11 protein-coding genes are annotated in these 16,862 nt (G+C 48.0%); all 11 read left to right on the top strand.

Going from position 1 to position 16,862, the window contains the following annotated elements; genetic code table 11:
- Positions 1-413 precede the first annotated feature (413 nt).
- The 11 genes from AC3WTP_RS13955 to AC3WTP_RS13905 all read left to right on the top strand — a co-directional run bounded on the left by AC3WTP_RS13955 (position 414) and on the right by AC3WTP_RS13905 (position 16,844).
- Positions 414-1,799 carry an ABC transporter substrate-binding protein gene (locus AC3WTP_RS13955; RefSeq protein WP_492395229.1) on the top strand — a complete coding sequence of 462 codons (1,386 nt, stop codon included), beginning with the start codon at positions 414-416 and terminating at the stop codon, positions 1,797-1,799.
- Between the two features lie 116 nt (positions 1,800-1,915).
- A complete protein-coding gene (locus AC3WTP_RS13950) occupies positions 1,916-4,774 on the top strand; it encodes an extracellular solute-binding protein (protein ID WP_492395228.1) in 2,859 nt (952 codons plus the stop codon).
- A gap of 18 nt (positions 4,775-4,792) precedes the next feature.
- Positions 4,793-5,734, top strand: coding sequence for a carbohydrate ABC transporter permease (locus AC3WTP_RS13945; RefSeq protein ID WP_492395316.1), 942 nt, complete (start codon positions 4,793-4,795; stop codon positions 5,732-5,734).
- Entirely contained in the window at positions 5,734-6,609 is an 876-nt protein-coding gene (locus AC3WTP_RS13940) for a carbohydrate ABC transporter permease (protein WP_492395315.1), read from the top strand. The genes AC3WTP_RS13945 and AC3WTP_RS13940 overlap by 1 nt, the downstream gene beginning before the upstream one ends.
- A 16-nt stretch (positions 6,610-6,625) precedes the next feature.
- Complete coding sequence (locus AC3WTP_RS13935; RefSeq protein ID WP_492395227.1) at positions 6,626-8,674, top strand: YIP1 family protein; 2,049 nt, start codon at positions 6,626-6,628, stop codon at positions 8,672-8,674.
- Between the two features lie 12 nt (positions 8,675-8,686).
- Complete coding sequence (locus tag AC3WTP_RS13930; protein ID WP_492395226.1) at positions 8,687-11,269, top strand: DUF5696 domain-containing protein; 2,583 nt, start codon at positions 8,687-8,689, stop codon at positions 11,267-11,269.
- A 1-nt stretch (position 11,270) separates the two neighbouring features.
- Complete coding sequence (locus AC3WTP_RS13925) at positions 11,271-12,176, top strand: carbohydrate ABC transporter permease (RefSeq protein WP_492395225.1); 906 nt, start codon at positions 11,271-11,273, stop codon at positions 12,174-12,176.
- The gene (locus AC3WTP_RS13920; protein WP_492395224.1) at positions 12,166-13,152 is read left to right on the top strand and encodes a carbohydrate ABC transporter permease; all 987 of its coding nucleotides are present in this window, start codon (positions 12,166-12,168) and stop codon (positions 13,150-13,152) included. The genes AC3WTP_RS13925 and AC3WTP_RS13920 overlap by 11 nt, the downstream gene beginning before the upstream one ends.
- 36 nt (positions 13,153-13,188) lie before the next feature.
- Positions 13,189-14,763 (top strand): DUF4855 domain-containing protein, encoded by a 1,575-nt coding sequence (locus tag AC3WTP_RS13915; RefSeq protein ID WP_492395223.1) that lies wholly within the window; start codon positions 13,189-13,191, stop codon positions 14,761-14,763.
- 17 nt (positions 14,764-14,780) lie between these two features.
- The gene (locus AC3WTP_RS13910) at positions 14,781-15,857 is read left to right on the top strand and encodes a metallophosphoesterase family protein (protein WP_492395222.1); all 1,077 of its coding nucleotides are present in this window, start codon (positions 14,781-14,783) and stop codon (positions 15,855-15,857) included.
- Between the two features lie 159 nt (positions 15,858-16,016).
- The gene (locus AC3WTP_RS13905; RefSeq protein ID WP_492395221.1) at positions 16,017-16,844 is read left to right on the top strand and encodes an alkaline phosphatase family protein; all 828 of its coding nucleotides are present in this window, start codon (positions 16,017-16,019) and stop codon (positions 16,842-16,844) included.
- Positions 16,845-16,862: the final 18 nt, after the last annotated feature.

Raw genomic sequence — 16,862 nt, 5'->3', positions numbered from 1 at the left:
AAGCTGGAATATCGTACGATAATCCAATTTTTTTAGACAATAGTGAAATGAAAAAAATGACATCCATGTTACTATGATAGTTAAGCGCTTACAAAAAAAAGTTGCCATCAAAGTAGCAAGGGTGTTTTTTTACACTATTTTGGAGAATATATTCTATCCGACTATCAAATCGGAAAGAAAATATTCTACAAAATTAACAAATTTCCTTATTCTTCTTATTTTTCTACATGTAAACTGGATGATTTTGGTTGTACAGTTAAGGGGTTAATTTGAAGTACAGAACCGCTTGAAAGGGGGGATGCTGCTCATGATGCTTTATCTGATACGGCATAATTTCACACGAATGCATAGAGTCCAAGCCGTATCTGTATGATGATGGAATGTCAGCATATCAAATTGGGAGGTTGGGATTTGTGAATAAGAGAGCGAAGCGGTTTTCCGTACTATCCATTGTGTTAGTGATGATGTTAGTGACAGCCTGTTCTGGAGGAGGCGGTACGAAGCCAACAGATCAGGCTGGAGGCGATAGTAAGCCTGTAGTGGAGAACAAGCAGACAGACCCACAACCAAAAGCAGAACCAGAACCACCTAAAGAAGAAGTCATCGACATGAAAGGCAAGCCAATCCGAGTTATGTCTTGGGGATTTCCTTTCGGTGAAGAGGGCTCCGAATTAGGTGAAAAGAAGATTGCGCTGGAAAAGGAAATGTCAACCAAGCACAATACTAAATTTGAATATGTTCAAGCAACTTGGGGCGACGTTGGCGAAAAAACAGCGACTTCGGTAATAGCAGGCGAACCGATCGCTGATATATTTTTGATCGAAACCAATCGCGCTATTCCAGCAATGGTAAAGAAGGATATGCTGACACCAATCAGTGATTTCTTGGATGTAAGTGATCCGAAATGGCCGGTGAAAATGAAAGATATTGGCGGCTACGACGGTAAAGCATACGGTTTCACAACTAGCCTTGGCGGGGGCTCAGGCATTTATTACAACCGCGGCCTCATCAAGAAGGAAGGACTGGAAGATCCGCAAGAGCTGATGGAGAAGGGCCAATGGACTTGGGAGTCTTTCCTCAACATTGCGAAGACGGTAACGAAGGATACCAATGGTGATGGTCAACTTGATCAATACGGCGTGGCCCTCGACGCGAACAGCTTTGTTCGTGCTTTGATAGCTTCGAATGGATCGGACATTACAAAGGTCGTAGACGGTAAGGTCGTTTATGACGGTGAGAATCCTGGAGCTATGGAAGCGCTGCACTTCTTTAACGATCTGTACCAAGTTCATAAGGTTGTTAAGCCTAATAAGGACGGCAACTGGGATGATTATATCAATTCCTTTAATAAAGGCAATATCGCGATGCGCTATGGCGAGTTCTGGGAAGGCGAAGGCATCAAAAACAGCATCGGTGACGATTACGGCTTTATTTTCTACCCTAAAGGACCAAAAGCTCAAGATTACGTGTACTCCACAGATGCTGTAGGTATGTGGTGGGTACCTAAGGGCGCTAATCAGGATGCAGTGAAGCTGTTTATCGATTATCTGTTTGAAACCGCGCCTCCAGCAGGTGAAGTAGACGCTTGGGTAGAAGCACAGTTCGCTGATGAGAAAAGCTTGCAAAACAGTCAGAAGATGGCTGATTATATTAATTTGGTAACTTGGGCTGGTGTTCCAGAATTTGGAGCTACCATCCGACAAACATGGAACGACATCGGCGCAGGTAAAGAGACTCCTGAAACAGGTATGGCAAAGGTTCGTCCTGTATTGGAAGGCTTGTTAAAAGCGTTGGAATAATAACAAGTATGTAAATCGGATCGAATGGACGGGCGGAGCGGATCGAACATGATACCTCATGTTAGTTCCGCTCCGGTTTATTAGAGCCTTTTTGCTGACACCAAAGGGGGATATGCATGAGAGCTAGAGTTATTAGCAACCGTGTGATATTCGTCGTCCTAGCAATGCTGCTCTTTTCAGTATTGCTGCTTGGGAACTATAGCTCTGCTGAGGAAGAAGTAGTAAAGCAGAAGTCAGACGGCGACGCTAACATTGCGCTGACGGATCCGCGATCATATGCCGCTTATGCGGATCGATACAAGAATGAGGCGCGTCCTGAGGCGACTATTCGACTTGAAGGAGAGCAATATAAGAGCTCCGCGGAGATGACTCCTAAACCAATGAACATGGACGGTACAGATGGGGTACTTACCGATGAGATTGGTGAAATAAGCTGGGAGTTTGAAGTCCGAGAGAGCGGCTTGTATGATATCGCGCTTCGTTATTACCCAGTGGCGGGAAGAAATGAATCCATTGAAAGAAAGCTGCTCATCGACGGAGAGTCGCCGTTTAACGAGGCGGATCGTATGTTATTCCCTCGTATCTGGGGCAATAAGCAAGATTCCATCAAGCAGGATATGAATGGAAACGATCTTCGTCCATCGCAGGTGGAGAAGCCGGCATGGCGCGATATGAAGCTTCAGGATAGTGATGGCTATGTGGATGAGCCATTTTCTTTCTATTTTACCGCAGGGAAGCACGTTCTGACCCTGAAGTCGGAACGAGAGCCCATGCTTATTGATTACATTGAGGTCCAGAAGTCGGAGCCAATGCTGACATATGCGGATTGGGAGCAGGAATTTACCAATAAAGGATACGAGAAGAAACAGGGAATACAGCTGAAGGTACAAGGTGAGCAGCCGCTCTATACATCGAGCCCAACACTGTATCCAACATCAGATCGATCCAGCCCTGCAACTGAGCCGTATGAGGTCAGTGTCATCCGGCTGAACACGATCGGTGGAACCAATTGGCGTTTGCCTGGCCAGTCGGTCACATGGGGCATTGAAGTGCCGGAGGACGGTTTGTACAATATCGCAATTAAGTACAGACAGAACCTCGTTAAATCTCAAAATGTACCTCGCAGGCTGACGATTGATGGCAAGGTGCCTTTCAAGGAAGCAAGTCAGGTCATATTTGAGCCAAGTTCTGGTTGGCAGATGATGGAGGTCGGCGGCGAGGAAGAGCCGTATTGGTTCTACTTCGAGAAGGGTATGCATCAGCTGACGCTTGAAGTGACGCTCGGCGACATGAAACCGATTCTGAGCCAAGTGGAATCATCCATTCTGGAGCTTAATCGACTGTATCGCGAGATCATCATGATCTCGGGGGCTTCGCCAGACCCTTACCGCGATTATCAGATGACGAAACGGATACCGGATCTTCAGAAGCAATTCCAGGTGCACGCAGATAACCTCCAAGCTATTGTCACAGAGCTGGAGAGGATGTCTGGAGGACTTGGCGAACGAACAGCTGTCATCCAGACCTTCCAGTTTCAATTGAGCGAGCTGGCCAGGGATCCGGAGTCTATCGTGAATCGCATAGGTTCATTTAAGAACAATATCGTTGCTTTAGGTACATGGATCTTGACTGCGAAGGAGCTTCCGCTAGAGATTGATTATCTTCTATTGACTTCTGACGGTACCGAGCTGCCTGATCCGGAAGCTGCTTGGTATGAAAAGGTATGGCACGAAAGCAAGTCATTCGTCTATTCCTTCTTTACCGATTACAGCAGTGTGGGATCGAGTGCAGCAAGCGATGATGCAGTGGAAGTATGGATCACGGTAGGTCGAGATCAGGCGCAGGTTATCAAGACGATGATCGAGACAGAGTTCACGCCGAAGACGGGAATTGCGGTCAATTTGCTGCTTGTTGATCCAGCTGTCATGCTTCCTGCCACGTTAGCAGGCTCGGGTCCGGACGTAGCCCTTATGCACGGTGAGGTAGTCAACTTTGCTATACGGGATGCAATCATAGATCTCTCGCAGTTCGATACCTTTGAACAGGTGAAATCACGCTTCCATCCAGAAGCTTTCGTTCCTCTCCAATTTAACGGCGGTATCTATGCGATCCCAGAGCAGCAAACGTTTCCGATGCTGTTCTATCGAAAGGATGTACTGGATGAGCTCGGAGTCGAGGTGCCTGAGACCTGGGAAGATATCTACGATTTGATCCCTGTGTTGAACAAGCATCATATGAATATCGGATTGACACCGCAATTGACCATGGATACGCTCCTCTTCCAGAACGGCGGCAGCTATTATGAGGGTGACGGGATTAAGTCGGCGCTGGATTCGGAAGAAGCGATGGAGGCGTTTAAGCAGTGGACGGATCTATACCGGAATTACAAGGCACCGCAAACCTTTGACTTCCTTAACCGCTTCCGTGTCGGTGAGATGCCGATCGGTATTGCTGATTACACAACCTATAATTCATTGATCGTATTCGCGCCAGAGATTCGAGGACTATGGGGCTTTCTGCCGATACCCGGCTATAAGGACAGTGATGGAAAGATTCATCGAGAAACCGTAACAAGTGCGCGCGGTTCTGTTATGTTCAAATCGGCGAAAAACAAGGAGCAGGCATGGGAATTCATCGACTGGTGGACTAGCAAGGAAGCACAGCTAGCCTACGGCAGAGAGATGGAAGCGATACTGGGAGCTTCGGGACGATATCCGACAGCAAACCTGGAAGCGCTTCAAGAGCTTCCATGGCCCGTTAAAGATATCAACGCTTTATTGGATCAGATGGAGTGGGTGCGCGGTGTGCCGGATGTGCCGGGAGCATATTCGACGCAGCGTCATTTGAACAATGCCTATTTCAAAGTGTTGAACCATGGATCGAATCCGCGCGAGACATTGAAGGACTATGTGCGAATCATTAATCAGGAAATCACGGTTAAACGGCGGGAATTTGACCTGCCGATCGCTGAATAGGGGTCGAGAAATATGAACATGGTTCAACCAAAAGCAGAAGCCAAGCGTCGCGGTCTGAAGTTAAGAACAGGCAAGCTGCTTCATCAGATGAGATTGAACCGGCAATCTTACTTCATGCTAGCGCCGTATTTTTTAATCTTTTTCACGTTCACTGTATTTCCGGTATTAATGTCCATGCTGCTTAGCTTCACTGACTTTAATATGCTTCAATTTCCCGATTGGGTTGGGCTTCAGAACTACGCTCGGCTGTTTATAACGGATGAAGTATTTCTGATCGCTGTTAAAAATACGATCATACTCGCGACCATTACCGGACCGGTCAGCTACATTGCCTGCTTCATACTGGCATGGCTCATAAACGAGCTGTCTCCAAAAATGCGCGCGTTCGTAACGCTCGTTTTTTATGCGCCATCCTTGTCAGGCAGCGCCTTTATCGTATGGAAACTGCTCTTTTCAGACGATTCGTACGGCTATATCAACGCGTTTCTATTGGAGAATCGTTTCATATCGGATCCCATCTTGTGGTCGACAAGAACAGATTTAATATTGCCGCTTCTAATTATCGTCCAGCTGTGGCTTAGCTTAGGAACGAGCTTTCTCGCATTCATCGCCGGTCTGCAAGGCATGGATAAGACACTGTATGAAGCGGGGGCAGTTGACGGTATTCGCAATCGCTGGCAGGAATTGTGGTATATTACTCTGCCATCCATGAGACCGCAGCTTATGTTCGGAGCAGTCATTCAGATTACAGCTTCCTTCGCTATTTCGGAAGTGTCCAAGCAAATCGCGGGCTTCCCGAGCATTCAGTATGCCGGCCATACGATTGTAACGCATCTAGATGATTATGGCGGCATTCGTTTCGAGATGGGCTACGCATCAGCAATCGCTACTGTACTGTTTGTGATTATGCTCAGCTCGAACCTGGTCGTTCAAAAATTGCTGCGGAAAGTCGGTGAATGATGATGAAGTTCCTTCGAATTCGCCGTAAGCGCCTTAACCGTTCAATGCCTGTAGACATTTTGTTGTTCCTGCTGCTTTCCGCAGTTGGAGTGTTTATGGCGCTGCCGCTAGTCTTTGTGATTAACAATGCGTTTAAGCCGATCGATGAGATCTTTATATTCCCACCGAAGTTTTTCGTTCGTTATCCGACTTTGAAAAATTTCGAGGATCTCTATCATCTGCTGACAGCGTTCTGGGTCCCATATACACGGTATATATTCAATACCGTATTTATCGCTGTCGTTGGAACAGCAGGGCATGTCATTCTCGCTTCGCTTGCCGCTTATCCGCTCGCGAAGAAGCAGTTTCCAGGCAAGAAAGTGCTGTTTACGTTCGTCGTACTATCGCTCATGTTCTCTGCGAACGTTACAGCGATTCCGAACTACATGACGATGTCTTGGCTCGGATTTCTGGATAGCTATTGGGCTGTCATTATCCCGGCCTTCGGTTCCTCGCTCGGACTATTTCTCATGAAGCAGTTTATGGAACAGATGGTTCCAGACAGTGTGCTTGAGGCGGCGAGAATCGACGGATGCAGTGAAGTGAGAATCTACTGGAAGATTGTGATGCCAATGGTCAAGCCGGCTTGGATGACGCTCATCATCTTCTCCTTTCAAGGGCTGTGGGGAAGCGGAGGTTCAGGCAAGGTGTACATCTACAGTGAACAATTGAAGACGATTGACTATGCGCTAGGTCAAATATTGTCGGGGGGGATCGTCAGAACGGGACCTTCTATGGCGGCGACACTGCTTATGATTTCAGTGCCGATTGTCCTCTTCCTCATTACACAGAGCAACGTCATTCAGACGATGACTACCTCTGGAATGAAGGATTGAAAGGTGGGACGACTCAATGAAACGGTTATGGAAATTGTTCTTTACTATGCTCATCCTTACGTTGCCGTTCGGTTCCGTGGTCTCGTCTACTCCCTACTACGGCTATCAGTATACGAGCTTTGGAGAAGCGGTTCCGGCTCCTCTTCCGTATCTGCCAGATACTGTTATTTACGGTAAGGATACAGGTGCCGGAGAGTTCAAAGGCCCAGAGGATATGTTTGTGGGACCGGATGGGGCAGTTTATGTCGCGGATACGGGCAACAACCGCATAGTGGTCTTAAATGAGCAATGGAAGCAAACTCGCATTATGGATTCCTTTATGAATAATGGCAGCAAGGAAACGTTCAACCAGCCGCGAGGTGTGTTCGTGAATGGACTGAACCATGTTTATGTGGCGGATACGAACAACAACAGAGTCGTTATTCTGGATGAACAGGGCAAGCTGATCCGTATCGTGAATGCACCAGAAGCTGATGTCGTAAGGGAAGATTTCAAGTTCATACCTACCAAGCTGGCTTCCGATCGAGCAGGACGATTATTCGTTATTAGCCAGGGTATATATGACGGTATTGTAGAGTACGATGCCAACGGTGTCTTCACTGGCTTTACTGGACGAAATGATGTCAAATTCAATGCAGCCGATCTGCTCTGGAAGCGGTTTGCGACCGACGCGCAGCGCGAACAGATGGCACTGTTCATTCCGATTGAATTCAACAACTTAGACATTGACAAGGATGGCTTCATCTACGCAACGACGTCGGAGAACAGCTTTAAGACCAAGATGGTGAAGCGCTTGAATCCTTCCGGTATTGATGTGCTGCGTGAAGACAGCGACTTCCCGGTTATCGGTGATTACCGCAGTGCGAGGGCAGGAAGCATTCAGGGAAGCTCTACTTTCGTGTCCATTTCCGTATATGAAAATGGAATATATGCAGCGCTTGACGCCAAACGAGGCAGAGTGTTTGTATACGACGACGACGGTAATCCGCTGTTCCAATTTGGCCAGGTCGGGGATAAGTTGGGTAACTTTCGCGCACCTGTCAAGGTGGAATGGGTCGACAAAAACGTGCTGGTTCTCGACCAAGCGTTGAATCGAATTACGGTATTCACACCTACCCGATACGGCAATCTGCTGCTGGATGCCTCTTCGGCTTATCAGGAGGGCCGCGATAAAGATGCGGCACAGCTTTGGATGGAAGTGTCTAAGCTGAACAATAACCTGGAGCTGGCGCATGTCGGTATCGGTAAGGCGCAGTTGGAAGAAGGCGATAGCAGAGCGGCTATCGAGAGCTTTAAAACGGGGATGTCCTTCCCTTATTATTCTCGTGCCTTCGGCATGTATCGTAAGGAATTTATGTGGGAGAACTTTGCCTACATCTTTATAGGTGTCGTGCTGTTTATCGCGGCTGCTCTATTTGCGAGAAAGCGGCTGCCGCGTTTGACGGCTGAAGACGGAGGTCCGATCAGGCTGGCATTCCGCACATGCATAAGGCCGTTCTCGATGTTCTGGGAGCTCAAGTATGAGAAGAAAGGCAGAGTGTGGGTAGCGCTCGGTATTGTTGCCGGTGTAGCCTTCATGAATGTGATGCGAGCCTTCTATTCCGGCTTTCTTATTTACGGTGACTCCGACCAATATATGAACAGCTTGCAGGAAGCCGCTGTTATCATCATCCCATTCTTCGTTTGGTGTATCGCAAACTGGTCCTTAACGACGTTAATGGACGGTGAAGGCACATTTAAGGATATCGTGATCGCAACTGGCTACGCTATGCTGCCGCTGCTCGTGGTATCCGTGATTCAACTGGTGTTCAGTTGGTTCATTACACAGGAAGAGATAGCCTTCTATTTAATGTTTGAATCGATCGCCATGATGTGGTTTATCGGCCTGCTGTTTGTCGGCACGATGACAGCGCACCAATATACACCTCTCAAAACAGTCATCACGATGCTGCTTACGATTGTCGTGATTGGAATTATCATCTTCTTGGCGTTATTGTTCTTTAGCTTGGTACAGCAGTTGGTCATATTCGCGACAACAGTCTATAGGGAATTGTCATTACGTTAACGAGGTGGAGCCATGAACAAACGAATAATCCTCATAGTTGCCGCAGTGTCGGCATGTCTCCTGCTTCTGGTCTTATGGCTGCTGTTCGAACGGAATGACGACAGCTATCAACAGGCCATAGCGGCTGCTGAACAGCGGATGTCCGCTGACCTTGCCGCGGTGAGCGTTATGTCGGATGAGGCCAAGGCTGATTGGAAGCCCGATCCTGAAGCTGCACCGGCAGGCTTTACTAAGGAAGCTGAGACAAAGCAGTTAGTCTTGTATATGAACCGGGAAACGACAGAGATTGCCGTCAAGAATAAAGCTAGCGGCAAAATATGGCGTTCTAACCCGGAGGGACGTGAGAATGATCCGATTGCCTCGGGAGCCAATAAGAAGCAGTTGTCTGCACTCATGAGCGTCACCACTACGACGAAGAATGGTCAGCCTGTGGAACAAAACAGCTTCTCAGACAGTGTTGAGGCAGGTCAAGTGAAGCTGGAAAGCATCGAAGACGGCGTGAAGGCGACCTATACCATCGGAGTGATGGAGAACGGCGTGGATTCAATCCCCAGTGTGATTAGCAAGAGTCGGATGGAGGAGAAGATCCTTAACAAGCTGACAGATAAGAAGAAGCAAACGGAGATCAAGAAGCGTTTCAAGTACGATGAAGCAACAGAAACGTACACGCGCAGAGAAATAAGTTCGGTTGCGGTCAATTCGGTATTGTCGATTCTGAAGGAGGCCGGATATACCGAGGAAGACCTTGCTTATGATTTGGCAGAGAACGGAGTTTCAGGAGAGAGCTCGAAAGAGTTTGCGCAGTATGAGATTCCGGTCGAATTCAAGCTCGTCGGTGATCGTCTGAACGTTCGGATCAACAGCGCCGACATTAAACAGCTTGGCTCATTGCCGATTCAAACGATAACGGTGATGGAAATGTTCGGGGCGGCGGACAGCAAGCAGGATGGTTATATGTTTGTACCGGATGGCTCAGGAGCGCTCATTCACAATAATAACGGCAAGACCGCTTCTCCGGCCTATATCGCGCCTGTCTATGGTGTTGATCAGGCCATTATGCCAACGGAACAGCTGAACATGCTGGAACCGATACGGATGCCGGTATATGGCATGAATCAAGGCGACGATGCTTGGCTTGCGATCATCGAGAAGGGGGATGCGCTTGCGACCATCAAGGCGGATGTAAGCGGCCGACTCCACGATTACAATATCGTGGCTCCGCGCTTTACGTTGAAGAGCCAAGACATCCTGGTCATTTCCGGTGCGGGCAAATCAACTTCCAACCTTGTTAGTCAGACGCATCCATACCAAGGAGATATTGTAGTCAGCTATGGCTTCCTACACGGTGAGAAAGCGAATTATTCCGGGATGGCCGAGATGTACCGCAATTATCTGGTTGATCGCCATGGCATGACTCCATTGGAGCCGCAGCCGAACACACCTTTCACACTTGAGTTGGTTGGCGGAACAGAGACAGCCAGAACCTTTCTCGGGATTCCTTATGACGCGGTGGAAGGTTTGACGACATATGATCAAGCACTGGATATAATCTCTCAGCTGCAGGATAAGCAGATTGATGCGATTAAGCTTCGATACAGCGGTTGGTTCAACGGAGGGCTCTTTCATTCCGCTCCAGGCGAGGTAGACTTTGATGGGGCCGTAGGCAGCGCAAAGGAATTCAACCGCTTCGTACAGGAAGCGTCAAAGCGCAATGTCAGTGTGTATCCTGATGCGGCATTTAATCGGATCTATAAGGAAGGAGCGGGCTTCAACACATCCAAGGATACGATCAAGTACATGTCGCAGCTGCCAGCTTCAGTCTATGCGGTCGATATGCCAAGCTTTTTGCACATGAAAGATGTGTTCTCTTATTACCCGCTTGCGTTGCACCGGCTCCCAGATCTGATGGAAGAATTCACGAAGCGGATGAGCAAGACGGATGTCGCAGGTTTGTCCTACCGAGATCTAGGGGACGAATTGAACTCCAACTTTGATGACAGCAGACCCGCGACACGTCAACATAACGCTGCAATCGTCGAAGTGGAGCTTGAGAAAGCGAAGCAGTCATTTCCAGACCTGATGGTTAGCGGAGGCAATGCGTACACGCTACCGTACGTGAAGACGGTGGTCAACGCGCCTAGTGGCAGCAACGGCATCAACATCACTGATGAAGCCGTTCCTTTCTATCAACTGGTTCTGCATGGCTACATGGATATCTCCTCCGTACCATTTAATGAGGCGATGGATCAATCGAATCGGATGAATGTATTGAAGGCGATTGAAACCGGCAGCAACGTGTATTACCGCTGGATATATGAGAAGGGCACGGATCTGACAGATACGGCCGCCAATATGCTGTATGCGAATCATTATCAATATTGGATCGATGAAGCGGTTCAAGCCTATGATGAAGTCAATGAGGCTTTAAAAGGGGTGCGGCATATGACGATAACCGGACATTCGGAACTGTCGGATCGTGTATTTTGTACCACTTATGAGGACGGCACTAAAATTTACGTGAATTATAACGAACAGCCTGTTTCAGTCGATGGCATATCGATAGATGGAATGGGCTATAAGGTAGGAGGAAACTGACATGCGTAAATCTCGCCTAACTTTATCGCGTAAGAAGGCAATGATGGGCATGCTGTTCGTCCTGCCCTGGTTCCTCGGCTTCGTATTCTTATTTACAGTTCCTTTGATCCAATCCCTTCAGTACAGCCTCAGCAATCTGAAGGTGGAGGAGGGGTTGGTGCTGGAGCCCGTAGGCTGGGCTAACTATATTGAAGCCTTTACCATTCATCCGACGTTTAATCGAGTGTTGTATGAATCGATAATTAATATGGCGATCAATGTACCCTTGATTATCTTTTTTAGCTTATTCATTGCTACGATATTGAATCAGAAGTTTAGAGGACGCTCGATTGCGCGCGCAGTCTTCTTCTTGCCGGTCATTATCTCAACAGGATTACTCACAAGTCTGGATTGGGCAGATTTTATGGGTCAGGCCGCACAGGGAAGCACGATAGCGGAAGGTGCAAGTGGAACGTTGACAGCTCTGAAAAATTTCGAGCTGGAGAGAATTCTCTTTCAGATGGGCGTCCCTCGTGGATTGGTCATCTATCTCTCAGATGCGGTTAACCGCATCTACCAGATCATCAGTGCTTCAGGTGTGCAGATCATCATCTTTCTAGCAGGGCTTCAATCCATATCTCCGTCACTGTATGAGGCTTCACGGATTGAAGGAGCGACGGCGTATGAGAATTTCTGGAAAATCACATTTCCGCAAATGACACCGCTCATCCTGACAAACACCATCTATTCGATCATTGACTCTTTCTTGAATAGCCAGATGTCAGGCTTGCTGAAGAGCACATCCTTTCAGCTTTACAACTTTGGATTGAGCGCGGCCATGTCCTGGGTCTATTTCCTTACCATACTGGTGCTCATTGGCTTGTTTACACTCATTATCTCAAAGAGGGTGTTCTACTATGATTCGTAAGAAAGAGTTCTCTGTCATCGAAAAGGTCGATCAGGCTGCGGCATCAGCTCACAGGTATATACCGACAGTGACGAACAAAAGCAAAGAATGGCTGTGGAAGATATTCCGAACCGTGCTCCTTGTTGGGATCAGCTACGTTATCCTTTACCCGATTCTCCTAAAATTATCGATTGCATTGCGGGGACAAGAGGATATGTTTGATCAGACGATCTTCTGGTTTCCGAAGAATGTATCACTCGATAACTTCAAATTCATTATGGGGAAGATGGATTATTGGGGGTCGCTGGTGAACACGCTCTTCATTGCGGCTATGGCGGCTATTCTGCAAACTATTTCATGTGCGCTGGCGGGTTACGGATTTGCGCGTTTGAAATTTTGGGGATCCAGCGTTCTGTTTGTAATGGTAGTTTTCACGATTATCGTGCCGCCGCAAACGATTATGGTTCCCACTTATTTGCATTATCGCTATTTCGATTTATTTGGCCTAGTGGAATTGCTGACCGGAAAGTCCGAGCTTAATCTGCTCAATACACAGTGGCCATTTATCTTATCGTATCTGACAGCGACTGGTCTTAAGAATGGACTTTATATCTTTATATTCCGTCAGTTCTTCCGGTCCCTGCCTAATGAGCTGGAAGAAGCGTCCTTAGTAGATGGAGCGGGACCGTTCAAGACATTCAGGAGCGTCATGCTGCCGAATGCGATGCCAGCGATCGTGACTGTCGTGCTGTTCTCGTTTGTATGGCAGTACAGCGATACCTATTATGTATCCATGTTCTTAACGGAATCATCCGTATTGTCCATGCAGTTGGCTTCTTTGCCAGCTAAGCTTGGCTATAACAGTTCTGAGCCGATTCTGAACTCGTACCGACTCAATGCGGGTGTCATAGTGGTCATTATCCCATTGATCATTTTCTACCTGCTGCTGCAGAAGAAGTTTGTTGAGAGCGTAGAGCGCTCAGGTATCGTTGGATAGAAAGGGACGTATGACTTCTAAGAGGATGAGGGGAAGATGAACATGCTACAACGCAATTTAGCAGCTGGCCTGACCTATCAATTAGATTCGGTGCGAGGAGCGGCGATCCTGGAGCAAACTCTATTGACGGACGGGCAACGGGCGGAACTGGACCCGGATGATCCTCGGTGGGTTCGCTTTTCTGAAGGGACCACACACGGAATCATTCTTGATCTTGGTGGCGAGAAATCGATTGAACGTGTTGCAATTCGGTTCTTGCAGTATACGGATCAGAAGATATTTTTCCCGGCTACCGTATCGGTATTTGCATCCGCAGATGGACAGGGATGGGAGCTTGCCGCTCACATCCCTTCCCGCAAGCCTATGTGGCATGCCGGTCCGGCGCATGACCAGCTCTATGTATGGGATGGCAAAGAGGATGGTCTTCGCACTGGAGATAAGGAAGCGAAGTCCTTCGCGGCGCGATACTTGAAGGTAACTCTTACAGCCGATCTCGATCTAATGGCTGATGAGCTGGAGGTATGGGGAACGGACGCGGTAACAGATGAAACGGGCAGAACAGATTCGTATCTGTCGGGGTATATGGCTCCGGGAGAACATACGGCTGGCATCTATGATCTGGCGCTGCTGTACAATGGACATTATTCCAACGGCACTGGCGTATGGACGAAGGACAACATCATCCCTTATATCAGCTACGTCGATGAACAGGGCAAGCCTGTCGATTGGATGTTTGACGGAGTGCTGTATCTTGGATTGATAAGTCCTTCCGGACTCAGCTTTGAAACGGGAACCGCGGTGATCGAGACGGAATGGAAATGGTATCTCGATAAAACCTTTGGTGTTGACGGTGATCTTGATCATTTGAATGATGCAACAAAAGAGGCGGCTGAACAGCTAGGGCAATCGGGTAAACGCATGAAAGTCGTGCTCATGCTGCCTAACCCCGGCACGCTTAGCTCCTCATTTGAGATTAAAGAAGGCCAGTTAGCCGCTTATGATGGCGGCGTGCTCAGTGTGGCGGAAGAACTCGCAATGAAGAAGCTGTTGATGAGCTGGTATATGGATCAACTTATGACCAGATGGAGCTCAAAGGGCTACGACCATCTGGAGCTGTCAGGCATCTATTGGTTGAGCGAAGGAGTAAGTGCTGACATCCCGCAGGAAGATAACCTGATCCGCTACATGAGTAAGATCGTACATGAACAAGACCTGCAATTCTTCTGGATTCCATTCTTTTACGGCTTACGCAGCTTTGACTGGAGAGAGCTGGGATTTGATGCTGTCGTATTGCAGCCGAATCACTTCTTTAACGGTACGAAGGAAGAGCGTATAGAAGATACGGCTTATTTGGCCCAGCTATATGGAGTTGGCGTCGAGATGGAATGCGATGAAAGGATGAATGAGGATCCCGCATATCGCCGCAGGTATATAGAGTACCTGAACGGAGGCGTCAAGTACGGCTATATGACGAATACCTTCAGAGGGTATTATCAAGGGAACACTTCATTGCTGGACAGCGCCCGCAGCACGAACCCAGAGCACAGAGTGCTATACGATTGGACTTATCAATTTATAAAAGGAACATATGAGATCCAGGAGCTAGAGTAAGATGGGAGTTGATTCAGATGAGTACAATGCCGGCGTATTATACGGAAATGATTGAACATGCGGTGCACAAGACAGCCTTCAAGCAGAATGATCAATCGTTGAATTTCATCTTTATTACCGACCCGCATCATACCCTCGGCGGCAACCAGATATTCGCCGCGCAAGCGATTCAGCGTCTGGCGGAAACATTGCCCCTAGATTTTATCGTATGCGGAGGGGACTTAAGCATCAATGGGGGTAAGGATGCGGTAGTCGCCGCGCAGAAGGAAATCTTGGGCTGTTTGGGTGGCACACCCGTACCATTATTAACTGTAAACGGCAATCATGACGATAATTCAATTATTGATTGTATGAACAAGTCGAACAGTACGGAGAATGTCATCTTTCCTTCCGAATTGTACGAGTACGGGTTTCGCCAATTAGAAGGCCGAGCGACGTTCGATACGGGCAATGAATTTGGCTTGTATTATTACATGGACATTCCATCCAAGAGAACGCGTGTCATCGTGCTTAATTGCATTGATATTCCGTATGTGACGACATCTGAAGGCACATTGAGATATCATGGTCAATGGGATTATGCCTTCTCCAACAGACAGCTGAACTGGGTCGCGAATAAGGCGCTTGACTTTAGCGGCATGCCTGACCGGGAACAGTGGCATGTATTCGTCTTTTCACATGTCTCATTGGTGCTGGACGATGTGTACGGAAGTGATATCGGCGTTAGGAATGGCGAGGCTATGTGGGATCTCATTCGCGCTTTCCATGAAGGGGTGCCGTATACGTCCGCATCGACTGGCGGGGATGAAGATTTTGCATACGATATCGTCGCCGATTTCACAGAGCAGGGTCCTATGAAGGTGATCGCCAGCATGTTCGGACATGTTCATTACGACCAATGTATAGATAGAGACGGAATGAAGATGATCTCTTCGAATAATGCCTATACACATAAGGAGTTCGAAATTTCACCAGAGAGGATAGAGGGGACGGCTTCGGAAACTGTGTTCGACATTGTCACAGTCGACCTAGCCAGCTCCGAAATGGTTCTGGTGCGTGTTGGCGCCGGCGAGGACAGGACCATTCATTTTTAGAAGAATACTTATGGAATGAAAAAGACACCGCGAAGGTGTCTTTTTTAATGGAGTAAATCCTTCACTAAGTGTATTAGACCCGACATAACGAGCGTAATATCAAAGGAATCAACTTAAGGTCTTCATCATTATTATTAGGACTGAGGTGAGATTGCCTTTATGAGCAAGACGATCGTCATTGTACTGGATGGGCTTCGTTATGACGTCATGGTCTCTTCGATGGGGTATGTGAACCATTTGCTGGAGAAGAAGCAGGCTGCGCTATACAGGGTGAAGTCCGAGCTTCCAAGTCTGTCGCGACCCTTATATGAGGTGCTGCTTACCGGTACGCCCAGTTGGATGAACGGCATTACGGCCAATTCGGTTGTCAGAAAGTCCATGTTTCCGAGCGTCTTTCATATGGCGCGCGAACATGGGCTGAAAACGGCTGCAGCAGCATATTATTGGGTGAGCGAGTTGTACCAGCGAGCTCCGTTCGATTATCTCAAGGACCGCATTCAGCATGACGAGAACATGCCTATCCAGCATGGGATGTTTTACTTTGAGGATCACTACCCGGATTCCCATCTGCTCGCGGATGCGGAGCATCTGAGGCAAGTGTACGATCCTGACTTTCTGTATATACATTCTATGAATATCGATGATATGGGTCATAAGTTCACCTCCAATTCCGCTCAGTATCGCGGCGCCGCGCTCAAGATAGACCAATTGCTGGCGATGCTCCTGCCGCAATGGATGGTGGAGGGCTATAACATTCTGATTACGGCTGATCATGGCATGAATACCGATGGTCATCACGGAGGGACGGGTGAAGCGGAGCGGGACGTAGGTCTGATCGCAATCGGGGATCATTTTGAGCCAGGCAACTACACGATTCAACATTTGCCTCAATTGGCGCTTGCGCCTCTTATGTGCGCGCTGCTGGACATCCCAGTATCGGAGCACATGGCAGACATACCAATTCACGGCTATCGGAAACGAGTTTAATCGACATTTGGAGGGGAA

The sequence above is a fragment of the Paenibacillus sp. EB106-04-04-XG159 genome (assembly GCF_058791835.1).
This window is presented reverse-complemented; position numbering and strand designations above follow the sequence as displayed.